Below are 21,395 nucleotides of genomic sequence, written 5' to 3' on the forward strand. Positions count from 1 at the left end.
TAAGTTTTTGAAAAATATATCATTATGATTTTGATCAAAATACAGATTGTCCGGCAATCAGAGCATTTTTGTTAAGACTTTCAGGGACTTCCATTGCTGATACGGAAGCTGATCACACCAGATGAGTAGCGGTCGAACCTTGGCATGCTGGAAGTACACCACCACATAAGCCTGATGATCAATCACATGGCTGATCAGCGCGCGCTGGGTGTGCTGGTCATGATGCGTCAATGTCCATTCCCGCCCATCCAGACATTCAAACTGTGCGATATGCGGGCGCTTGCGGTAAAACAATTGATAGATGATCAGTCCTGCCACCAGACAGATGCCCCATAACCACAGGGGTAACAATTGATACAGCACGAACATCAGTACAGCAAAAATCAAAAGCTGAAACGCAAGTGCAAGCAGGCTGCGTTTCAGCCGGTAACAGCAATTATCCATGTACGTAGTGTTTAAGCTTGTTAATAAACTCACGTAATTCAGGGCGTGGTGGTTCTGAAACTTCCATAAACCAGTCCAGCAGGTCAGGGTCTTCCTGTGCAACCAGATCAGCGAACATCTGTTTCTCGGCTGGATCTGCCGTCAGGTAATGGTTTTTGACATAGGGATCAAAATATACATCCAACTCTTTTAAACCACGACGTGCGCGGTAAATCACTTTACGCTCTTCCAGGCTGATGTCTTCAGTCATCATATTCCCCAACATGTTAAAAACCTAACTAGTTTACCTAAGCCCTAGCCAATTTTCGAGGGAATTGGCAGGAACGACCAGCATTCTCTGCATTTTGTACATTTCGCACATTGTTCAGTCCTATCTGCCCCCGTATGTTGAAGCGAACAATAAAGCGAATAAGGAAAATTCAAACATGCAATCTGCTGCGATCCGTCCTCTGCCACACTTATTGCCTCGTACTTTATTTAATGAGGAACATGAGGCCTTCCGCGAAACGGTACGCAAGTTTTATGAGAAGGAAGTGATTCCGCATATCGAACGTTTTGAACAACAACAGCATGTTGATCGTGAGTTATGGAACAAGGCAGGAAACCTAGGGCTGCTCTGCCCAACCTTACCGGAGCAATATGGCGGTTCTGGGGTGGATCGTCGCTACAGCATGATTCTAATCGAGGAACAGGCCTATGCCGGGGACTCCGCAACGGGCTTTTCCCTGCATTCCGACATCGTCGCGAATTATATTTTAAATTTTGGCAATGAAGAGCAAAAACTGAAATGGTTGCCGAAAATGGTCAGTGGTGAAATCATCACAGCCATCGCCATGACCGAACCCGGTACTGGCTCAGATCTGCAGGCTATTCGTACCAGTACTGTACCCGATGGTGACGACTATGTCATCAATGGCTCAAAAATCTTTATCACCAATGGTTATCTTTGCGACATGGCCATCGTGGTGTGTAAAACTGGCGACAGTGATAAAGGATCTGCTAATCTTTCACTGATTATGGTCGAAGCAGATCGACCAGGATTCAGCAAAGGTAAGCCACTGAATAAAATTGGCATGAAAGGCCAGGATACCTGCGAACTGTTCTTTGATAATGTCCGTGTGCCGAAGGAAAACTTGCTTGGCATACCCGGCATGGGCTTTATAATGCTGATGAAAGAGCTTGCTTGGGAACGTCTGATTGTCGCGATGATCTGCCAGGCCGGTGCTGAAGCAGCCTTGGCCCATACAGTGAAATACACCAAGGAACGCCAGGCCTTTGGCAAACCGATTGCAGCCTTTCAGAATACCCGCTTTAAACTGGCGGAACTGCGTACAGAAATTGCCGTCTGCCGTGCCTATCTGGATCAATGTATGCAACAGCAATTACAGCAGCAACTCAGTGTCGAAGCCGCTGCAGCCGCCAAATACAAGATTTCAGAGATGTACAGCAAAGTCGTGGATGAATGCCTGCAACTGCATGGTGGTTATGGTTATATGCTGGAATACCCGATTGCCCGGGCTTATCTTGACCACCGAGCCAACCAGATTTATGCGGGCACCAATGAGATCATGAAAGAACTGATTTCACGTTCACTTTAATTCATAGTCAAAGAGAAATGAAAAAGGAGCATCGACATGCTCCTTTTTTAATGCATTTAAGATCAAGAGACTAAACGTGGTTTGACTTTCTTGCTTTGCGGCTTGTCCTGTCCAGCCTTTTTCTTAAACTGCAGGATGTCATCATCAAAGCCCGCCTGCTTCAGATCTTTACGGTCCGCCAGATAATTATTGCTGACACGCCACACCCCACGTTTACCCTGTTTCGGCATTACATCAGCGGCACGGGCAATATAACCCGAAGTCAGGCTACCCATTACGGTGTCTTGCAACATTTCGGAAGCATTACCTTCAGGCACGACCTCGTCATAGCCTTTCTTGTCCATGTAGTTGAGTAAGCGGCAGATATATTCCGCTGCAATATCGACTTTCAGTGTCCAAGATGCGTTGATATAGCCAATGAGCAGCGCCATATTTGGAATATCGCTGACCATCACGCCACGATACAGCATGTGATTCGAGGTATTAATTGGCTTACCGTCAATAGAAGCTTGAATACCACCCAAAATCTGAATATTCAGTCCTGTTGCCGACACGATGACATCAGCATCCAGATGTTTACCCGATTTTAGCTGGATACCTTTTTCGGTAAATTTCTCGATCAGATCAGTTTCAACCGAAGCCTTGCCTTCACGTAGAATTTTGAACAGATCGCCATCAGGCACCACGCACAAACGCTGATCCCATGGTTCATAATTCGGGGTAAAGTGTTTCATATCTACTTTACCTTTTAACTGCAGTTTCACCGCATTCAGCAAGATGGTTTTCAGCAATTTTGGATACTTCTGAGCCAAAGCATAGATACCACGCTGCATGCTAATATTCCGTGCACGAGTCAGCTTATAAGCCACTTCTTCAGGCAGGAATTTACGCATCTTCGCGTAAATCACATCAATCGATGGTACAGACGCAATATAAGTTGGCGAGCGCTGCAACATGGCGACATGCCCTGCTCCACCTTTCACCATCGCAGGTACCAGGGTAATTGCCGTTGCACCACTGCCGATAATCACCACTTTCTTGCCGCTATAGTCAAAGTTTTCCGGCCAATGCTGTGGATGAATAAAAGTGCCTTTAAACGCTTGTTGATTCGGGAATTCCGGCTGGAAGCCCTGGTCATAGTTATAGTAACCGGTACAACCAAGGACAAAATTTGCGACCCAGGTTTCTTTTTGACCTTGGTCATTTTCAATCTCGACAGACCATTTATGGGTACTCGAGTCGTAATTCGCGCTTAACACACGATGCTGGAAATGAATTTTTGATTTTAGTTTAAATTCATCTACAACTTCCGACAGATAATTTTTAATCGCTGGGCCGGTCGCCAATACACTTTCTTGTTTCCACGGCTTGAAGTTAAAGCCAAAAGTCGACATGTCTGAATCTGAACGGATGCCAGGATATTTAAATAGATCCCAGGTTCCCCCAATGCTGTCGCGACGCTCGATAATTTCAAAGGAACGTTGTGGGCAGTGTTTAGAAAGATGTGCCGCAAGACCAATTCCCGAAATACCGGCACCCACAATTAAGATATCAACTTGCTTTTCCATGTTCTTCTTTTGACCTATTTAGTGTGCTTTGTTTTATTAAATCACAAAACTGACAATGCTCCATGTCAATTTTATTTAAATCCCTTACTTTTTTTATCTTTTTAGGACAAATTTTTAAACTGTCCGACAATTGGTAAACTGCAGGCAATAAAAAGGCCGGTTTATTCAACCGACCTTTTCGAACAACGTTCGCTGTCTACACGAAATTATTTAACTTCGCGATCTACTAGCTCAACGTAAGCCATCGGTGCAGCATCACCTGCACGGAAGCCCGCTTTAAGAACACGTAGATAACCGCCGTTACGTTCTTTGTAACGAGGGCCAAGAACGGTAAATAATTTACCAACAGTTGCAGCTGAACGAGTACGAGCAAACGCCAAACGACGGTTTGCAACTGTATCGACTTTAGCTAAAGTGATTAAAGGCTCAGCAACACGACGTAATTCTTTTGCTTTAGGCACAGTTGTTTTGATCAACTCGTGCTCGAACAAAGAGTTAGCCATGTTTTGGAACATCGCTTTACGATGACTGCTTGTACGGCCTAATTTCACACCACTATTACGATGACGCATGGTGATAGTCCTACTTAATTAACGGCTACGATAGGCGAAACGATCGTCCATACGGAGACTAGCTGGTGGCCAGTTCTCTAAACGCATGCCGAGTTGTAAGCCTTTGGAAGCCAGAACATCTTTGATCTCAGTAAGCGATTTTTTACCCAAGTTAGGAGTTTTAAGCAACTCAACTTCAGTACGCTGTACAAGATCACCAATGTAGTAAATGTTTTCTGCTTTCAAACAGTTAGCAGAACGAACAGTTAGCTCTAGATCATCTACTGGACGAAGCAAAATTGGATCAACTTCTTCACGAGGTTCTTGAGCCACAGGAGCTTGATCTTTCTGAAGGTCAACGAAGATCGCAATTTGTTGCTGCAGAATAGTTGCAGCTTTGCGGATCGCTTCTTCAGGATCAACTGTACCGTTGGTTTCAAGATCAATGATCAGTTTGTCAAGGTCAGTACGTTGTTCAACACGAGCGTTTTCCACTGTGTAAGACACACGTTTGATTGGGCTGTAAGAAGCATCTAACTGTAAACGACCCACTGGGCGAGTTTCGCCTTCTGGGAAACGAGAGTCAGAAGTTTCATAGCCACGGCCTTGAGCCACTTTCAGGCGCATCTTCAGATTGCCTGTAGCACTTAGAGTGCCGATCAAGTGTTCAGGGTTAACCACTTCAACATTGTGAGGTAAACGAAGGTCAGCCGCAGTTACGTCGCCTGGACCTTGTTTCTCTAATGTCAAATAAGCTTCATTTTGATCGAACAGCTTAATAGACAATCCTTTTAGGTTCAGCAAGAGCTCGACGATGTCCTGCTGCAAGCCTTCCAAAGTACTGTACTCGTGCTCAACACCTTCAATCTCTACTTCAACCACAGCTGCGCCAGGTAAAGAAGAAAGAAGGATGCGACGTAAAGCATTGCCCAGAGTATGACCAAAGCCACGCTCTAAGGGTTCTAGAATAACTTTTGCCGAGGTCCCGCTTGCCGCTTCGACCTTGATCGCTTGCGGAGTTAGAAACTCATTTGCAGTACGCGTCATTATTGCTACCTCAAGGATTATTTAGAATACAATTCTACAATCAAGCTTTCGTTGATTTCAGCAGGTAAATCAGAACGATCCGGTGCAGCTTTGAACGTACCTTCAAGTTTAGAATGGTCTACTTCCATCCAAGAAGGGATGCCACGTTGAGCAGCTAATTCAATTGCGTTTTTGATACGTAATTGTTGTTTAGCGCCTTCGTGAACTGCAATCACGTCACCAGCTTTAACTTGGATAGACGCGATGTTAACGCGACGGCCATTTAAAGTGATTGAACGGTGAGATACTAACTGACGAGCTTCCGCACGTGTAGAACCAAAACCCATGCGATAAACAACGTTATCAAGACGGCTTTCTAGCAGTTTCAACAGGTTCTCACCAGTTGCGCCTTTAACACGAGCAGCTTCTTTGTAGTAGTTACTAAATTGACGCTCTAAAACACCGTACATACGACGTACTTTTTGTTTTTCACGTAATTGTAGTGAGTACTCAGATTGTTTTGCACGGCTTTGACCATGTTGGCCAGGAGCTTTAGCATGTTTTTTAGTCTTAACGTCAAATGGTTTAACGCCAGATTTTAATTGCAGGTCTGTCCCTTCGCGGCGAGAGAGTTTGCATTTTGGACCAATATAACGAGCCATGAATGTTTCTCCTTACACGCGACGTTTTTTAGGTGGACGGCAACCGTTGTGAGGGATTGGAGTCACATCGGTAATGCTGTTAATTTTATAACCCACTGCACCTAATGCACGAACCGCAGACTCACGACCTGGACCAGGACCTTTCACAAGGACGTCTAGGTTTTTCAAACCGTAATCCAAAGCAGCTTTACCAGCAACTTCAGCAGCTACCTGAGCAGCAAACGGAGTTGATTTACGTGATCCACGGAAGCCTTGTCCACCTGAAGTGGCCCAAGCCAGTGCATTACCTTGACGATCGGTAATTGTCACAATGGTGTTATTAAAAGAAGCGTGAATGTGTGCAACACCTTCAGAGACGGTACGAGTGACCTTCTTGCGTGTGCGAGTATCTTTAGCCATCTTTTAGCTTCCAGAAATCTTATTTCTTAATTGGTTTGCGCGGACCTTTACGGGTACGTGCGTTAGTTTTGGTGCGTTGACCACGGACAGGCAAGCTGCGACGATGACGAAGGCCGCGGTAGCAGCCTAAATCCATTAAACGTTTAATGTTCATGGAAATTTCGCGACGTAAGTCACCTTCGGTCGGAACCTTGGCAACTTCTGCACGAATCGCATCAAGCTGAGCGTCATCTAATTCACGGATCTTAGTAGTCGGTGCGATACCTGCAGCAGCTAAGATGTTCTTAGCAGTGTGGCGACCAATACCAAAGATGTACGTTAGAGAGATAACAGCATGCTTGTTATCCGGAATGTTTACACCGGCAATACGAGCCATTCAATTTTCTCCAAAAAGGCAGTAGAGATAATCAACCGCCCCACAAAAATCTTGAGGGGCGGATAATAACCCAATTCGCCTACTGAAATCAACAGGTCTTGATCAGATTAACCTTGACGCTGCTTATGACGAGGTTCTGCGCTACAAATTACGCGGATAACCCCATTACGACGGATAACTTTACAGCTACCACAAATTTTCTTTACAGAAGCTTGTACTTTCATGATGAAACCTCTAAGTGCGCTTATCCCTTAGGATGAGCAGTCGTTTTTCTCATTAACGTTTGATTGTCATACTGGTGCGAAGTGAGATGTGCTTGTAGCTGAGCCATAAAGTCCATCACCACCACAACCACGATCAGCAACGATGTACCACCCAACTGGAATGGAATTCCAAACGAGCTTTGCAGAATCATCGGCATTAAACAGATCACAGTGATGTAAATCGCGCCAATGAAGGTCAAACGATTGAGAATATGATCTAAGTAACGAGCAGTTTGCTCACCTGGACGAATACCAGGAACGTAAGCTCCGCTGCGCTTCAAGTTCTCTGAGACTTCTTTTGGACTGAAAACCAGTGCGGTATAGAAGTAACAGAAAAAGATAATTAACGCACCAAAGAGCACCAAATACAACGGCTGACCAGGCGACAGCACCAATGCTAAATCTTGAAGACTACGCTTGATAATTCCTGCATTAGGATCTGCACTGCCCACCCACTGACCTAAGCTCGCAGGGAACAAAAGCAGTGAACTTGCAAAGATCGCAGGAATCACACCAGCCATGTTAATTTTCAGTGGCAAATGTGTCTGCTGTGCAGTAAATACGCGACGACCCTGTTGCTTCTGAGCGTAGTTTACCGGAATACGACGCTGCGCTTTCTCGATAAATACAATCGCTGCAAGCACGGCGATAGATAACAGTGCAAAAATAGCCATACCAATCAGGCTAGACTGGCCATTATCTACAGATGTCAGGGACTGCATCACTAAAGTTGGCAGACCTGCAACAATACCAGCGAAGATGATCATGGAAATACCATTCCCCACCCCACGCTCGGTAATCTGTTCACCTAACCACATCAGGAACATGGTCCCCGCAACCAATGAGGTTACTGCAGGAACATAAAAAGCCAGACCAGAAGTCAGGGTAATACCCTGGCTGATCAGGCCAGCACACATACCAATCGCTTGCACCAGTGCAAGGAGCAATGTGCCCTGTCGTGTGTATTGATTTATTTTACGTTTGCCTTGCTCGCCTTCTTTTTTCAAAGCTTCGAGCGATGGAACGACTGTTGACATCAGCTGCACGATAATCGAAGCAGAGATGTATGGCATGATCCCAAGAGCAAGAATAGACATTCGTTCTAATGCACCGCCCGAGAACATGTTAAACAAACCAAGGATAGTACCTTGGTTTGCATTAAACAGATTCTCTAGCGCAGCATTGTTAATGCCCGGTACTGGAATATGTGCTCCCAGTCGAAACACCAACAACGCACCGATGAGAAACATCATACGACGAATAATTTCACGGTATTTCACATGAAACGGTTGGCCTTTCATCATGTTGACATGACCTGAAGAACTAGGAGACATAGACACTGGAGATTACTCCTCGACTTTACCGCCAGCAGCTTCAAGAGCAGCTTTAGCGCCTTTAGTCACAGCAACACCTTGGATAGTGAATGCGCGAGTAACTTCACCAGAAAGTACGATACGAGCACGTAACATATCTTTACGTACAACGTTCGCAGCTTTTAAAGTTTCTAGAGACACGATGTCGCCTTCAACTTTGTTAAGCTCAGATAAACGTACTTCAGCAGTTTTCAAAGCCTGTTGGCTAGTGAAACCGAATTTAGGTAAACGACGGTAGATCGCAGTTTGACCACCTTCGAAACCTGGACGAGTACCACCGCTCTTACGTGAGTTTTGACCTTTGATACCACGACCACCAGTCTTACCAACGCCAGAACCGATACCACGACCCACGCGAAGGTTTTCACGTTTAGCACCTTCTGCAGGTGCAATTGTATTTAAACGCAGAGTCATGGCTTATTCCTCTACACTAACCATATAGTAGACTTGGTTGATCATACCACGGTTAGATGGAGTGTCTAACACTTCAACAGTATGACCAATACGACGCAGACCTAAACCCTTCAGGCTCAGCTTGTGATTTTTCAAGCGGTGCGATGCAGATTTAGTCTGGGTAACTTTAATCGTTTTCATGATTGATTACCCTTGAATTTGTTCTACTGAAAGACCACGTTTCGCAGCAACTTTCTCAGGAGAAGTCATATCACGCAGACCTTTGAAAGTCGCGTTTACTACGTTCGCAGCGTTAGTAGAACCATAACATTTAGTTAATACGTTACGTACACCAACAGCTTCTAGAACTGCACGCATAGCGCCACCAGCAATTACACCAGTACCTTCAGAAGCAGGTTGCATGTAAACGCGGCTTGCACCGTGACGAGCGTTAATAGGGTGTTGTACAGTACCGTTAACGAGTTCAACAGTAATCATGTTGCGACGAGCAGCTTCAAGTGCTTTAGAAATAGCAGCTGGAACTTCACGTGCTTTACCACGACCAAAACCTACACGACCATTACCGTCACCTACCACAGTCAATGCTGTGAAAGAGAAGATACGACCACCCTTAACAACTTTGGCAACACGATCAACGGCTACCAGCTTTTCAACAAGACCTTCGTTTTGTTCAACTTTAGCCATGATTAGAACTCCAAGCCGTTTTCACGAGCAGCATCAGCCAAGGCTTTGATACGACCATGATATTTGAAACCAGAACGGTCAAACGCAACTTTAGTTACACCAGCTGCTTTAGCGCGTTCTGCGATTAAAGCACCTACTTTCTTAGCTGCTTCAACATTACCAGTTGTACCAGCACGTAAAGTAGCGTCTAGAGTAGAAGCTTGCGCTAATACTTTGCCACCATCTGCTGAGATAACTTGAGCATAGATGTGACGCGGAGTGCGGTTTACACACAAACGAGTCGCACCCAGTGCACGAATGTGCAAGCGTGTGCTTTTCGCACGACGCAAACGGGATTGTTTCTTTTCGTTCATAAGAACCTCGCGCCTTATTTCTTCTTAGCTTCTTTACGAAGTACAACTTCGTCAGAATAACGAACACCTTTACCTTTATATGGCTCTGGTGGACGGTAACCACGGATCTCAGCAGCAACCTGACCTAAAAGTGCTTTATCAGCAGATTTAAGTACGATTTCAGTTGCAGATGGAGTTTCAGCAGTTACACCTTCAGGAAGGTTGTAGTCGATTGGGTGAGAGAAACCAAGGTTAAGATTAACAACGTTACCTTTAACCGCAGCTTTATAACCGACACCAATCAGTTGTAACTTGCGTTCGAAACCTTCGCTAACACCTTTTACAAGGTTGTTAAGCACAGCGCGAGCAGTACCAGCCTGCATCCAAGCGTCTTTAGATTCAGCTTTAGGAGCAATAACTAGAGTACCGTCTTCCTGTTTTAGCTCGACCAGCGCATGCAGGTTGAAAGACAATGAACCTTTAGTGCCTTTCACTTCGACCTGCCGGCCGTTCTGAGTAACTGTTACACCGTTAGGTACAGTTACTGGGGCTTTAGCCACACGAGACATGAGGAATCACCTATTAAGAAACAAAAGCAATAACTTCACCACCGATACCTGCAGCACGTGCAGCGCGATCAGTCATGATGCCTTTGCTTGTAGAAACAATTGCAATACCTAAACCTTGCTTAACGCTTGGAAGTGCATCTTTACCGCGATACTGACGTAGACCTGGACGGCTTACGCGTTTCACAGTTTCGATAACTGGTTTGCCTTCGAAATATTTTAAAGTCAAAGTAAGCGTTGCTTTATTGCCTTCAGCTTCAGCAACTGCTACGTCAGCGATATAACCTTCTTGTTTAAGAACGTTAGCGATCGCAACTTTTAACTTAGAGTTAGGCATAGAAACAGTTTGTTTCTTTGCCATTTGCGCGTTACGAACACGTGTTAGCATGTCGGCAACGGTATCTTGCATACTCATTTATAGTGCTCCTTACCAGCTTGCCTTAACAACGCCAGGTACATCACCTTGCATTACTGTTTCGCGTAATTTGTTACGGCTTAAACCGAACTTACGGAAGTAACCATGAGGACGACCAGTCAAACCACAACGGTTACGTAGACGTACTGGAGATGCATTACGTGGTAATGCTTGTAATTTCATCATCGCTTCGAAACGTTCTTCGTCTGATGCATTTACGTTTGCAATGATTGCTTTTAATTCAGCACGTTTTGCAGCGTATTTAGCAACAGTAGCTTCGCGTTTCAATTCGCGATTAATCATACCTTTCTTAGCCATATCGACCTCTTATTTGAACGGGAAGCCGAATGCACGCATAAGCGCACGGCCTTCGTCATCGGTGCGAGCAGTCGTAGTGATGGTAATATCCATACCACGAATACGATCAATCTTATCGAAATCGATTTCAGGGAAAACGATTTGTTCTTTAAGACCCATTGAGTAGTTACCACGACCATCGAATGATTTCGCAGAGAAACCACGGAAGTCACGGATACGAGGAATCGCAATCGAGATCAGACGGTCTAAGAATTCGTACATGCGTTCGCCACGCAGAGTAACTTTACAACCGATCGGCCAACCATCACGGATTTTGAAACCAGCGATAGATTTACGAGCGAGTGTAAGTACTGGTTTTTGACCAGCGATCGCTTGCATGTCAGCTAGAGCACCATCAAGGAGTTTTTTGTCAGCAGCAGCTGCACCAACACCCATGTTTAGTGTAATTTTTGTGATGCGTGGAATTTCCATCACATTCTTGATGCCAAGTTCTTCTTTTAACTTAGCACGAAGTTCGTCGTTGTAACGTGTTTTAAGTCTGGCCATTGCCTATTTCAACCTATTACTTCGCTACCGCCACTGGTTCACCATTAGATTTGTAAACGCGAGTTTTCACACCGTCTACTACTTGGTAACCAACACGGTCAGCCTTTTGGGTTGTAGCATTTAAAATTGCCACGTTTGAAATGTGAAGAGAAGCTTCTTGAGTTACAACGCCGCCTTCAGCGCCAGTAACACGGTTAGGCTTCTGGTGTTTCTTAACTAGGTTAAGACCTTCTACCTTCACACGGTCATGAGAAACTGACAATACAGTACCCTGTTTGCCTTTTTCTTTACCTGCGATCACGATTACTTGATCGCCTTTTTTAATCTTAGCCATGATTGCCTCTTATAGAACTTCAGGAGCCAATGAAATAATTTTCATGAACTGTTCAGTACGAAGTTCACGAGTCACTGGTCCGAAAATACGAGTTGCAATCGGCGCTTTGTTGTTGTTCAAAATAACAGCAGCGTTATCGTCGAAACGAATCACTGAACCGTCTGGACGACGGATGCCGAATTTAGTACGTACAACAACTGCATTCATCACGTCACCTTTTTTAACACGTGCGCGTGGAATTGCTTCTTTTACAGTAACTTTAATAATGTCGCCAACAGAAGCATAACGACGATGTGAACCACCAAGTACTTTAATACATTGTACGCGGCGAGCACCACTGTTGTCTGCTACGTCGAGCATAGTTTCGGTCTGAATCATTGCCCTACTCCAAAACCGAGCATCACCGGTCACAATTTCGAAAGGCTCAAAGAGTACTCGAAATTGACCGATGATGCAACAAGAACGTTAATTACTCAGCAGCTGCTTCAACAACTTCAACTAGAGTCCAAGACTTAGTTTTAGAAATTGGGCGGCTTTCTTTGATTGTTACAACGTCGCCTAATTTAGCTGTGTTGTTCTCATCATGAGCATGTAATTTTGTTGAACGGCGGATTGATTTGCCATACAACGGGTGTTGAACGCGGCGTTCGATAAGTACAACAATAGACTTGTCCATTTTGTCGCTTACAACTTTGCCGGTTAACGTGCGGACTGTTTTTTCACTCATTGTCCGTTCCCCTGTTTTTCGGTAAGTAGGGTCTTGATACGAGCAATAGTCTTACGAGTCAATTGCACTTCGTGCGATTTACCCAATTGACCAGTTGCTTTCGCCATACGAAGACGGAATTGGTTAAGCTGTTGCTCATCAAGCAAAGCTGTCAACTCTTCTACCGACTTTTCACGTAGATCTTTAGTTTTCATTACATTACCGTCCGAGTCACGATAGTGGTTTTAAACGGAAGTTTAGCGGCAGCAAGCGTGAACGCTTCGCGAGCCAGTTCTTCGTTAACACCATCAATTTCGTACAAGACTTTACCTGGTTTGATTTGGCAAACCCAGTATTCCACAGAACCTTTACCTTTACCCATACGAACTTCAAGAGGTTTAGAAGTAATAGGTTTGTCTGGGAAGACACGGATAAAGATCTTACCACCACGTTTGATACGACGGCTGATTGTACGACGCGCTGCTTCAATTTGACGCGCAGTCATTTGACCACGTTCAATTGATTTAAGTGCGATTGTACCGAAAGATACTGTACTACCGCGGTGCGCCAGACCAGTGTTACGGCCTTTTTGCACCTTACGGAATTTCATACGTTTTGGTTGCAACATGGATTATTCTCCTTTTTCAGCAGAACGATCATTGCGACGACCACGACGCTCTTGACCTTCACCACGACCGCGACCACGTTTAGCTGGACGTTCTTCAGCTGGAGCTGGGTTCATGACTTGTTTCATGCCGCCCAAGATCTCGCCACGGAAGATCCAAACTTTAACACCAATCGTACCGTAAGTAGTTTCAGCACGCATAGTTGCATAGTCGATGTCGGCACGAAGAGTATGAAGAGGTACACGACCTTCACGATACCATTCAGTACGAGCGATCTCAGCACCACCTAAACGGCCTGAAACTTCAACTTTGATACCTTTAGCGCCAGCACGCATAGTGTTTTGAACCGCACGTTTCATAGCACGACGGAACATTACACGTTTTTCTAATTGAGAAGCGATAGCTTCAGCAACTAGACGCGCGTCTAAGTCTGGACGATCAATTTCGTTGATGCTTACTTGCGCTGGAACACCCATGATAGATGTTAATTCGCGCTGTAATTTCTCAATGTCTTCGCCTTTTTTACCGATCACGATACCAGGGCGCGCAGTGCTGATAGTCACTTTCGCAGCGCCTGTAGGGCGTTCGATAAGAATATTGCTTACCATTGCATTCTTAAGTTTTTTAGTCAAAAACTCGCGAACTTGCAAATCTTTCAGCAAGTATTCAGCGTATTGTTTCGGATTCGCATACCAGTTAGCGTTATGACGTTTCACAACACCTAGGCGGATACCGATTGGATGAACCTTCTGACCCATATCAAACCCCTACCTTAACGGTAATGTGACAAGTACGCTTAGTAATACGATCGGCACGGCCTTTAGCACGTGGCATAATACGTTTCAGGCTCATGCCTTCATCAACGTAGATCGTAGAAACTTTAAGGTCGTCTACATCTAAACTGTTATTGTGTTCAGCGTTCGCAATCGCAGATTCCAACGCTTTCTTAACTAGAACTGCAGCTTTTTTGTTGCTGAAGTTAAGGATGTTAAGAGCGTGCGCAACAGATTTGCCGCGGATCAGGTCTGCAACCAAACGTGCCTTTTGTGCCGAGATAGCGGCACCGCGTAATTTAGCAGTTACTTCCATCATAGCACCTATTAACGTTTAGATTTCTTGTCAACACCGTGACCACGGTAGGTACGAGTCGGTGCAAATTCACCAAGCTTGTGACCAACCATATGTTCAGTAACGATTACTGGAACATGGTTACGACCATTGTGTACAGAAATTGTTAAACCAACAAAATCCGGTAGGATCATCGAACGACGCGACCAAGTTTTGATCGGCTTACGAGAGTTACTCGCTACAGCCGCTTCAACCTTAGCGAACAAGTGCGCATCGACGAATGGGCCTTTTTTCAGAGAACGAGGCATTGTCAGATTCCTTTACTTGTTACTTAACGCGACGGTCGCGAATAATCATCTTAGTCGTACGCTTGTTGGTACGTGTCTTGTACCCTTTAGCTTTTTGACCCCATGGGCTTACAGGTTGAATACCTTTGTTACGCCCTTCACCACCACCGTGCGGGTGATCGATTGGGTTCATCGCCATACCACGAACGGTAGGACGAACGCCACGCCAGCGAGATGCACCAGCTTTACCCAATGAACGAAGGTTGCTTTCTGAGTTAGATACTTCACCTAACACAGCGCGACATTCAACGTGTACTTTACGCATTTCACCTGAACGAAGACGAATGATTGCGTATGAACCGTCACGACCCAACAATTGAGCAGAAGCACCAGCAGAACGTACTAATTGTGCGCCTTTACCGATTTTAAGCTCGATGTTGTGAAGAGTAGAACCGATAGGCATGTTACGAAGTGGTAAGCAGTTACCTGGACGGATTGGAGCATCGTTACCAGATTGAACTGAATCACCAGCACGTAAACCTTTAGGCGCGATGATGTAGCGACGTTCACCGTCAGCATACTTCAACAGCGCGATGTGCGCAGTACGGTTTGGATCGTATTCGATACGCTCAACTACAGCTGGGATGCCGTCTTTGTTACGTTTGAAGTCTACGATACGGTAGTGTTGTTTGTGACCGCCACCAACGTGACGAGTTGTAATGTGACCGTTGTTATTACGGCCGCCAGTACGTTTTTTAGCTTCAACTAGTGGAGCATAAGGAGCGCCTTTGTGAAGGTGATCATGAACCACTTTCTCTACAAAGCGACGTCCTGGAGACGTTGGCTTACATTTTTGAATAGGCATAGTTTTCGTCCTTATTCCGCTGCGCTTTCAGCGGCATCGCCCAAGTCAGCCATTTCTACATCTTGGCCAGCTTTCAGGGTGACGTATGCTTTTTTAACATCAGAACGACGTCCTAATGTCTTACCAAAGCGTTTAGTTTTACCTTTAGTGATCGTAGTGTTAACTTTAACAACTTGAACACCAAACAATTGTTCAACTGCTTTTTTGATTTCAAGTTTAGTTGCATCAGTAGCAACTTTAAAAACTTGAACACCAGCAGTTTCACCTAAAACTTGTGCTTTTTCTGAGAAAACAGGTCCTTTGAGGACTTGATATAAACGTTCGTTGTTCATCCGAGTTCTACCTCAATTTTCTTAGCAGCAGCTACAGACATAACAACTTTATCGAACGCGATCAAGCTAACTGGATCGATAGCTGTAGCATCAACCACATCAACGTGTGGAAGGTTACGTGCAGCTAGATACAAGTTCTCATCAACAGCATCAGTAACGATTAATGCACGAGTTGCATTCAAGTCGTTAAGTTTTGCAAGCAATTCTTTAGTTTTAGGAGCTGCAACTGCAAACTCTTCAACTAGTACAAGGCGATCTTGACGAACAAGTTCAGCCAGGATGCATTGCATAGCACCGCGGTACATTTTACGGTTTACTTTTTGAGACCAGTCTTGTGGACGAGCAGCAAAAGTTTTACCACCGCCAACCCAGATTGGGCTACGAATAGAACCAGCACGAGCGCGGCCAGTACCTTTTTGACGGAAAGGTTTTTTACCACCGCCAGAAACGTCTGCGCGTGATTTTTGAGCACGAGAACCTTGACGACCACCAGCTAAGTAAGCTGTTACAACTTGGTGTACAAGTGCTTCATTAAATTCACGACCGAACGCAACTTCTGATAATTCAACAGCAGAGCCGGAAACAGTATTTAAATTCACGTTATTTCCCCTCAGGCCTTGATCGTAGGACGAACAGTTACGTCGCCACCAGTAGCGCCAGGAATCGCACCTTTAACTACTAGAACTGAACGTTCTGTGTCGATAGATACAATTTCAAGACCCTGAACAGTTACGCGTTCTGCACCAAGGTGACCAGGCATTTTTTTGCCTTTGAACACGCGACCAGGAGTCTGGTTTTGACCTGTAGAACCTAGAACACGGTGAGAAACAGAGTTACCGTGAGTAGCGTCTTGAGTACGGAAGTTCCAACGTTTAACACCACCTTGGAAACCTTTACCTTTAGACTGACCAGTTACGTCAACGATTTGACCAACTGTGAACAGATCTACACCGATAGTAGCGCCAACTTCACGACCTTCAAGCTCAGCTTCTGAAACGCGGAATTCTTGAACCAGACGACCAGCAGCAACACCAGCTTTCGCAAAGTGACCTTTCTGAGCGTTAGTTACGCGTGATTCGCGACGTTCACCAGTAGTGATTTGAATCGCTTGATAACCATCAGTTTCAAGCGTTTTGATTTGAGTGATGCGGTTAGGATCAACCTCAATCACTGTAACAGGCACAGAAACACCAGCATCTGTGAAGATGCGTGTCATACCGCACTTGCGACCGACTAAACCAATAGCCATGTGCATAAACCTCTAAAAAAGCGGCCTAATTAACTCAGAGTGTTAATTAACCCGAAAGCCTTAACCCAATGCGATCTGAACATCAACACCAGCTGCAAGATCTAACTTCATCAATGCATCAACAGTTTTGTCTGTTGGTTGAACGATGTCGATCAGACGTTTGTAAGTGCGGATCTCGTATTGGTCACGCGCATCTTTGTTAACGTGTGGTGATGTTAAAACGTTAAAACGTTCAATGCGTGTAGGCATTGGAATTGGACCGCAAACTTGTGCGCCAGTACGTTTTGCTGTTTCTACGATTTCTTGAGCTGATTGATCAATAAGACGGTGATCAAAAGACTTAAGACGGATACGAATTCTCTGGTTAGACATACCAGTAAACTCCAAGCCAAATATATAAAGAATCACTCTTGACGCATCTCACCCCACTATTCCAAGGTAAGTGTCAAGAGCAGTGAATTATCACTAAGGTCATGATCGATGCCACGACTGTAACGATAGTTAACTACTTTCTTCGCAGTTAACCCCCTTCCTATTGAAGGGTGGCCTATTATAGCCATTGTTTAATGCATAAGCAAATCCCTTTTATAGCTTTAGGCTTATTTTCATTTTATCCACCAAATCAATAGCTTGTTTTTCATGCACTAGGCGGTTTTTTCTACCACATATTCAATGGCACGATTTAATAATTGATTTCCTTCAATAAAATTGCTTTTTGGGCTTTTTCGTAACTCATGCGCAGACTGTACATATTTCCCCTTAAAGTGAGCCAATTCATCATCATCCTCCAAAAAGAGCTGCAAGGTTTCCGGAGTAATTTCCGGATGGAACTGGAAACCCAAAACATTCTTGCCCAATTGATACATTTGATTCCGACAGGCTTCATTTTCCGCCAGATGAATCGCGCCTTTTGGAATTTCAAAAGTCTCGCTATGCCACTGCAGAATCCTGAATTGTTCAGGCAAGCTAAAGCATTCTTCCGGCACATTCTTGACTTTGCTGACTGACATCCAGCCCAGTTCCTGTTCTGAATTACGACTGACTGCTGCCCCCAAAGCATTGGCAATCAGTTGTCCCCCCAGACACAAGCCAATCGCAGGTTTACCTTGTGCCAGATAGCGCCTTAACCAGCGTTTTTCGATTTTCAGCCAAGGATAATTTGCCTCATCATTCACGCTCATGGTACCCCCCATAATGATAAGCAAATCAACCTCTTCTACATCAGGCAATGCCTCAATATCCAGCGGACGATCCACCGGTAAAGCAAAAAATTCAGTCGCTGTAATGCGCGCCTGATGCTGCTTTAAAAAATCAACACAACTACCGTATCCTTCACCAGCAATATGCTGAAAATAATGTACTCGTAAATGCGACTTCATGCGCTACAACCTATTCTTGTATCTATATGTATGTGCTTGGTTTTGCAAAAATGAAGCCAACTTTTATTTTGTATAAGCTTTTTAAACAATTCATAACCTTAGTAGCGTGAAATCGCATATTCTCTTAAGCTAAAACTGTTTTTGACTCCAGAGATGAGCAATAGCGTGAAAAAAAATCCACAAACCGCCTTGATTCATGCACCACGAAAGGCCCCTCAATACGTTTCTACGGTTCAACCTCCCCTCTATCGTGCATCCACGATTATTTTCCAGAATACGGATGCCCTATTTAATCGCCACTGGACTGATGACTATGACTATAGTTATGGCACGCATGGCACACCGACAACCTTTACCTTGGGCGACAACGTTGCCCAGATTGAAGGTGGCCTGTATCACCTGCTGGCACCAAGCGGTTTATCCGCGATTAATCTCGTGAATTCTTGCTTTTTAAGCCATGGTGATGAGGTCTGGGTGCCGGACAATATTTATGGCCCGAATATGGAGCATCTGCGCAATCTGGAAACCCATTACGGTATTCAGGTGGAAGTCTATAACCCGCTACATGTCGACAGCTTTAGCCCATCAAAAAAAGCCAAGCTGCTGTGGCTGGAAGCTGCTGGTTCAGTCACCCTGGAATTCCCAGATCTGAATGGTTTGGTAAAAAAAGCTAAAGAACACAACATCCTGACTGCCCTGGACAATACTTGGGGTGCGGGACTGGCCTTTAATGCCTTTGACTTCGGTGATGAACACCTGAGTGTCGACATTTCCGTACATGCTCTGACCAAGTATCCAAGTGGTGGCGGTGACATCCTGATGGGTTCAGTGGTAACCCGTGACAAGGATCTGCATCACAAACTGTTCCGTGCACATGCGATCCAAGGTATTTCTGTATCCGGTGATGATGTCGCACAAGTGCAACGCAGCCTTCCATCCATGCAGCTGCGTTATGAACATCAGTCCAGCAGCGCAATCAAAGTACTAGCCTGGCTGAAACAGCAGCAGGAATTTGTCCAGGTATTGCATCCAGCTGATCCACACAGCGCCGGTCATGAATACTGGAAAGAAATTTGCAAGCAAGGTCATAGTGCCGGGCTGGTCAGCGTGATTTTTGACAGCAAATACCAGCTGCAGGATATCCGTAACTTCTGTGATGCTTTACAGTTATTTAAGTTAGGTTTTAGTTGGGGTGGCCCTGTCAGCCTAGTCATGCTATATAACTTAAAAGAAATGCGTGTGCTGGAACATTCACATTTAAAAGAGGGTTTCTTGGTGCGGTTCTGTATCGGTCTGGAACATCCGGAAGATCTGATTCAGGATATTCAACATGCATTACAACAGATGAAAAAAGTGAAAAACGAATAAATAACAACAGGAAAATATATGGGTACACCAATTGTCATTGCAAAAAAAACCAGTGATACCACGCAAGAAATTGTGCTGCATTCACAGCTCGCTAACCGTCATGGACTGATTGCCGGCGCCACCGGAACGGGAAAAACCGTGACCTTGAAAGTGTTGGCAGAAAACTTTTCCCGGATTGGTGTACCCGTATTCCTTGCTGATGCCAAGGGCGATGTCTCCAGCTTGGCCAAGCCGGGCGAAAATAATCCTAAATTTAATGAACGGGTTAAAAGCCTGAATATCGATTCGGTTCCTTTTGAAGCATCTCCTGTCGTATTCTGGGATCTGTTTGGCGAACAAGGCCATCCGATCCGCACCACCATTTCCGAAATTGGGCCGCTTCTGCTTGCCCGTATCTTGAACCTGAATGACACCCAGGAAGGCGTACTTTCCGCCGTGTTCCGGATTGCTGATGATCAGGGCTTGTTGCTGATCGACTTTAAAGACCTGAAAGCCATGCTGAGTTATGTCAGCGAACATGCGGCAGACTTTAAAGCGGAATATGGCAATCTCTCTCCTGCCAGTCTCGGTGCCATTCAACGCAACCTGCTCGCGCTTGCTGATCAGGGTGGCGATAAATTCTTTGGCGAACCAGCCTTGGACTTAATGGATTTCCTGCAAACGGATAGCCAAGGCCGCGGTAACATTAACCTGCTCGCTGCCGACAAGCTGATGAATACACCAAAACTCTATGCCACTTTCCTGCTGTGGATGCTGTCGGAACTGTTTGAGCAATTGCCAGAAGTCGGTGATGTGGACAAACCGAAACTGGTGTTCTTCTTTGATGAAGCCCACCTACTCTTTGATAATGCCAGCCCTGCCCTGCAGGACAAAATTGAACAGGTGGTGCGTCTGATCCGCTCCAAAGGTGTCGGGGTTTACTTTGTTACCCAGAATCCGCTGGATCTACCGGAAAGTGTCTTAGGACAACTCGGCAACCGTATTCAGCATGCCTTACGCGCCTTTACCCCAAAAGACCAGAAAGCGGTCAAAACGGCAGCAGATACTTTCCGAGCTAATCCGGAGTTTAAAGTGCAGGAAGCCATCACTGAACTTGCTGTGGGTGAAGCCCTGATTAGCTGTCTGGATGAGAAAGGTACTCCACAAATTGTGGAACGTGGTTGGATCATGCCACCGCATTCCTCTTTTAGCCCGATTACACCTGAAGAACGTAAAGCTTTAATGCAGCAAAGCATCGTGGCGGGCATTTATGAGCAGCAGGTCGACCGGGATAGTGCGTACGAAATGCTGCAGAATAAGGTTGCTGAACGTCAGCAACAGGCACAAGCCGCTGAGCTTGCCAAGCAACAAGCCAAAGAACAGGAAGCCCTAGTTAAACAGCAAGCCAAGGAACAGGAACGTCTGGCGCGTGAACAGCAAAAAGAAGCCGAACGTGCAGCCAAGCAGCGTGAAAAGCTAACTCAGGACATTGTCGGGACTTTTGCCAAAAGTGCAGCGCGCAGTCTGGGTAGCAACACTGGGCAGAAAATTGTCCGTGGCTTATTAGGTTCCCTCTTCGGCCGTAAATAACCTCTCCTTTCTCCGATCAAAAGCATCATTTTTATGGGATATTTTTATATCCCATAATTTTTTCATGGTTTTAATTT

The 21,395-nt window shown here is 45.2% G+C and carries 35 protein-coding genes; 3 read left to right on the top strand and 32 right to left on the bottom strand.

The genetic code is table 11. The features are described 5' to 3' along the window. Positions 1 to 57 precede the first annotated feature (57 nt). Together GW12_RS11000 and GW12_RS11005 are read right to left on the bottom strand one after the other, a co-directional pair. A complete protein-coding gene (locus tag GW12_RS11000) occupies positions 58 to 444 on the bottom strand; it encodes a hypothetical protein (protein ID WP_034587438.1) in 387 nt (128 codons plus the stop codon). Continuing rightward, on the bottom strand, positions 437 to 694 hold the full coding sequence (locus tag GW12_RS11005) for a succinate dehydrogenase assembly factor 2 (RefSeq protein WP_034587440.1): 258 nt from the start codon (positions 692 to 694) through the stop codon (positions 437 to 439). The genes GW12_RS11000 and GW12_RS11005 overlap by 8 nt, the downstream gene beginning before the upstream one ends. A 175-nt stretch (positions 695 to 869) precedes the next feature. Here GW12_RS11005 and GW12_RS11010 point away from each other — a divergent pair, with 175 nt between their 5' ends. Beyond that, positions 870 to 2,042 (top strand): acyl-CoA dehydrogenase family protein, encoded by a 1,173-nt coding sequence (locus tag GW12_RS11010; protein WP_034587443.1) that lies wholly within the window; start codon positions 870 to 872, stop codon positions 2,040 to 2,042. Positions 2,043 to 2,104: 62 nt separating this feature from the next. Here GW12_RS11010 and GW12_RS11015 read toward each other — a convergent pair whose 3' ends face one another. From GW12_RS11015 to GW12_RS11155, 30 genes are all read right to left on the bottom strand, one after another. Continuing rightward, on the bottom strand, positions 2,105 to 3,610 hold the full coding sequence (locus tag GW12_RS11015; protein ID WP_034587444.1) for an NAD(P)/FAD-dependent oxidoreductase: 1,506 nt from the start codon (positions 3,608 to 3,610) through the stop codon (positions 2,105 to 2,107). 206 nt (positions 3,611 to 3,816) lie between these two features. Beyond that, a complete protein-coding gene (gene rplQ / locus GW12_RS11020; RefSeq protein WP_034587447.1) occupies positions 3,817 to 4,182 on the bottom strand; it encodes a 50S ribosomal protein L17 in 366 nt (121 codons plus the stop codon). Between the two features lie 18 nt (positions 4,183 to 4,200). Further along, entirely contained in the window at positions 4,201 to 5,208 is a 1,008-nt protein-coding gene (locus GW12_RS11025) for a DNA-directed RNA polymerase subunit alpha (RefSeq protein WP_034587449.1), read from the bottom strand. 17 nt (positions 5,209 to 5,225) lie between these two features. Next, complete coding sequence (gene rpsD, locus GW12_RS11030; RefSeq protein WP_034587451.1) at positions 5,226 to 5,849, bottom strand: 30S ribosomal protein S4; 624 nt, start codon at positions 5,847 to 5,849, stop codon at positions 5,226 to 5,228. Between the two features lie 12 nt (positions 5,850 to 5,861). After that, positions 5,862 to 6,248 carry a 30S ribosomal protein S11 gene (gene rpsK / locus GW12_RS11035; protein ID WP_001040166.1) on the bottom strand — a complete coding sequence of 129 codons (387 nt, stop codon included), beginning with the start codon at positions 6,246 to 6,248 and terminating at the stop codon, positions 5,862 to 5,864. Between the two features lie 19 nt (positions 6,249 to 6,267). Next, on the bottom strand, positions 6,268 to 6,624 hold the full coding sequence (gene rpsM, locus GW12_RS11040; protein WP_034587453.1) for a 30S ribosomal protein S13: 357 nt from the start codon (positions 6,622 to 6,624) through the stop codon (positions 6,268 to 6,270). A 107-nt stretch (positions 6,625 to 6,731) separates the two neighbouring features. Beyond that, positions 6,732 to 6,848: a 50S ribosomal protein L36 gene (rpmJ, locus tag GW12_RS15485; protein ID WP_000867907.1), complete on the bottom strand. Its 117-nt coding sequence runs from the start codon at positions 6,846 to 6,848 to the stop codon at positions 6,732 to 6,734. A 20-nt stretch (positions 6,849 to 6,868) separates the two neighbouring features. Then, positions 6,869 to 8,188 (bottom strand): preprotein translocase subunit SecY, encoded by a 1,320-nt coding sequence (secY, locus tag GW12_RS11045; protein ID WP_171077707.1) that lies wholly within the window; start codon positions 8,186 to 8,188, stop codon positions 6,869 to 6,871. Between the two features lie 45 nt (positions 8,189 to 8,233). Next, the gene (rplO, locus tag GW12_RS11050; protein WP_034587456.1) at positions 8,234 to 8,674 is read right to left on the bottom strand and encodes a 50S ribosomal protein L15; all 441 of its coding nucleotides are present in this window, start codon (positions 8,672 to 8,674) and stop codon (positions 8,234 to 8,236) included. Positions 8,675 to 8,677: 3 nt separating this feature from the next. Next, positions 8,678 to 8,854 (bottom strand): 50S ribosomal protein L30, encoded by a 177-nt coding sequence (gene rpmD / locus GW12_RS11055; protein ID WP_004809788.1) that lies wholly within the window; start codon positions 8,852 to 8,854, stop codon positions 8,678 to 8,680. A 6-nt stretch (positions 8,855 to 8,860) separates the two neighbouring features. Continuing rightward, positions 8,861 to 9,358 carry a 30S ribosomal protein S5 gene (rpsE, locus tag GW12_RS11060; protein WP_034587458.1) on the bottom strand — a complete coding sequence of 166 codons (498 nt, stop codon included), beginning with the start codon at positions 9,356 to 9,358 and terminating at the stop codon, positions 8,861 to 8,863. Positions 9,359 to 9,360: 2 nt separating this feature from the next. Further along, on the bottom strand, positions 9,361 to 9,711 hold the full coding sequence (gene rplR, locus GW12_RS11065; RefSeq protein WP_005180260.1) for a 50S ribosomal protein L18: 351 nt from the start codon (positions 9,709 to 9,711) through the stop codon (positions 9,361 to 9,363). A gap of 14 nt (positions 9,712 to 9,725) precedes the next feature. Next, positions 9,726 to 10,259 carry a 50S ribosomal protein L6 gene (gene rplF / locus GW12_RS11070; RefSeq protein WP_034587461.1) on the bottom strand — a complete coding sequence of 178 codons (534 nt, stop codon included), beginning with the start codon at positions 10,257 to 10,259 and terminating at the stop codon, positions 9,726 to 9,728. A 13-nt stretch (positions 10,260 to 10,272) separates the two neighbouring features. Next, positions 10,273 to 10,671, bottom strand: a complete 399-nt coding sequence (gene rpsH / locus GW12_RS11075; RefSeq protein ID WP_034587463.1) for a 30S ribosomal protein S8 — start codon at positions 10,669 to 10,671, stop codon at positions 10,273 to 10,275. 12 nt (positions 10,672 to 10,683) lie between these two features. Continuing rightward, on the bottom strand, positions 10,684 to 10,989 hold the full coding sequence (gene rpsN / locus GW12_RS11080) for a 30S ribosomal protein S14 (RefSeq protein WP_034587466.1): 306 nt from the start codon (positions 10,987 to 10,989) through the stop codon (positions 10,684 to 10,686). Between the two features lie 9 nt (positions 10,990 to 10,998). Further along, a complete protein-coding gene (gene rplE, locus GW12_RS11085; protein WP_034587468.1) occupies positions 10,999 to 11,535 on the bottom strand; it encodes a 50S ribosomal protein L5 in 537 nt (178 codons plus the stop codon). Between the two features lie 16 nt (positions 11,536 to 11,551). After that, positions 11,552 to 11,869 carry a 50S ribosomal protein L24 gene (gene rplX, locus GW12_RS11090; protein ID WP_034587469.1) on the bottom strand — a complete coding sequence of 106 codons (318 nt, stop codon included), beginning with the start codon at positions 11,867 to 11,869 and terminating at the stop codon, positions 11,552 to 11,554. 9 nt (positions 11,870 to 11,878) lie between these two features. After that, positions 11,879 to 12,247, bottom strand: coding sequence for a 50S ribosomal protein L14 (gene rplN, locus GW12_RS11095; protein ID WP_001982634.1), 369 nt, complete (start codon positions 12,245 to 12,247; stop codon positions 11,879 to 11,881). Positions 12,248 to 12,338: 91 nt separating this feature from the next. After that, positions 12,339 to 12,596, bottom strand: coding sequence for a 30S ribosomal protein S17 (gene rpsQ / locus GW12_RS11100; protein WP_016168596.1), 258 nt, complete (start codon positions 12,594 to 12,596; stop codon positions 12,339 to 12,341). Continuing rightward, entirely contained in the window at positions 12,593 to 12,790 is a 198-nt protein-coding gene (gene rpmC, locus GW12_RS11105; protein WP_004786915.1) for a 50S ribosomal protein L29, read from the bottom strand. The genes rpsQ and rpmC overlap by 4 nt, the downstream gene beginning before the upstream one ends. Beyond that, positions 12,790 to 13,203: a 50S ribosomal protein L16 gene (gene rplP / locus GW12_RS11110; RefSeq protein WP_034587474.1), complete on the bottom strand. Its 414-nt coding sequence runs from the start codon at positions 13,201 to 13,203 to the stop codon at positions 12,790 to 12,792. Before rplP ends, rpmC begins: the two co-directional genes overlap by 1 nt. Before the next feature lie 3 nt (positions 13,204 to 13,206). After that, a complete protein-coding gene (gene rpsC / locus GW12_RS11115; protein WP_034587475.1) occupies positions 13,207 to 13,959 on the bottom strand; it encodes a 30S ribosomal protein S3 in 753 nt (250 codons plus the stop codon). Position 13,960: 1 nt separating this feature from the next. After that, a complete protein-coding gene (rplV, locus tag GW12_RS11120; protein ID WP_001982638.1) occupies positions 13,961 to 14,290 on the bottom strand; it encodes a 50S ribosomal protein L22 in 330 nt (109 codons plus the stop codon). Positions 14,291 to 14,301: 11 nt separating this feature from the next. Then, positions 14,302 to 14,577, bottom strand: a complete 276-nt coding sequence (gene rpsS, locus GW12_RS11125; RefSeq protein WP_001138119.1) for a 30S ribosomal protein S19 — start codon at positions 14,575 to 14,577, stop codon at positions 14,302 to 14,304. 19 nt (positions 14,578 to 14,596) lie between these two features. After that, on the bottom strand, positions 14,597 to 15,421 hold the full coding sequence (gene rplB, locus GW12_RS11130; protein ID WP_034587479.1) for a 50S ribosomal protein L2: 825 nt from the start codon (positions 15,419 to 15,421) through the stop codon (positions 14,597 to 14,599). An 11-nt stretch (positions 15,422 to 15,432) separates the two neighbouring features. Continuing rightward, on the bottom strand, positions 15,433 to 15,753 hold the full coding sequence (gene rplW, locus GW12_RS11135; protein ID WP_034587480.1) for a 50S ribosomal protein L23: 321 nt from the start codon (positions 15,751 to 15,753) through the stop codon (positions 15,433 to 15,435). Next, positions 15,750 to 16,352, bottom strand: coding sequence for a 50S ribosomal protein L4 (gene rplD / locus GW12_RS11140; RefSeq protein WP_034587486.1), 603 nt, complete (start codon positions 16,350 to 16,352; stop codon positions 15,750 to 15,752). Before rplD ends, rplW begins: the two co-directional genes overlap by 4 nt. A gap of 11 nt (positions 16,353 to 16,363) precedes the next feature. After that, on the bottom strand, positions 16,364 to 17,002 hold the full coding sequence (gene rplC, locus GW12_RS11145) for a 50S ribosomal protein L3 (protein WP_034587488.1): 639 nt from the start codon (positions 17,000 to 17,002) through the stop codon (positions 16,364 to 16,366). 60 nt (positions 17,003 to 17,062) lie between these two features. Then, positions 17,063 to 17,374, bottom strand: a complete 312-nt coding sequence (rpsJ, locus tag GW12_RS11150; RefSeq protein ID WP_000070912.1) for a 30S ribosomal protein S10 — start codon at positions 17,372 to 17,374, stop codon at positions 17,063 to 17,065. Between the two features lie 272 nt (positions 17,375 to 17,646). After that, positions 17,647 to 18,381, bottom strand: coding sequence for a type 1 glutamine amidotransferase (locus GW12_RS11155; protein ID WP_034587490.1), 735 nt, complete (start codon positions 18,379 to 18,381; stop codon positions 17,647 to 17,649). A 165-nt stretch (positions 18,382 to 18,546) separates the two neighbouring features. Between GW12_RS11155 and GW12_RS11160 the strand changes: the two genes are divergently transcribed. Together GW12_RS11160 and GW12_RS11165 are read left to right on the top strand one after the other, a co-directional pair. Continuing rightward, positions 18,547 to 19,749 carry a PLP-dependent transferase gene (locus GW12_RS11160; protein ID WP_034587499.1) on the top strand — a complete coding sequence of 401 codons (1,203 nt, stop codon included), beginning with the start codon at positions 18,547 to 18,549 and terminating at the stop codon, positions 19,747 to 19,749. 18 nt (positions 19,750 to 19,767) lie between these two features. Further along, complete coding sequence (locus GW12_RS11165; protein ID WP_034587491.1) at positions 19,768 to 21,318, top strand: helicase HerA-like domain-containing protein; 1,551 nt, start codon at positions 19,768 to 19,770, stop codon at positions 21,316 to 21,318. The last annotated feature ends 77 nt before the right edge of the window (positions 21,319 to 21,395 follow it).

The sequence above is a fragment of the Acinetobacter sp. HR7 genome (assembly GCF_000773685.1).
GTDB lineage: Bacteria > Pseudomonadota > Gammaproteobacteria > Pseudomonadales > Moraxellaceae > Acinetobacter > Acinetobacter thermotolerans.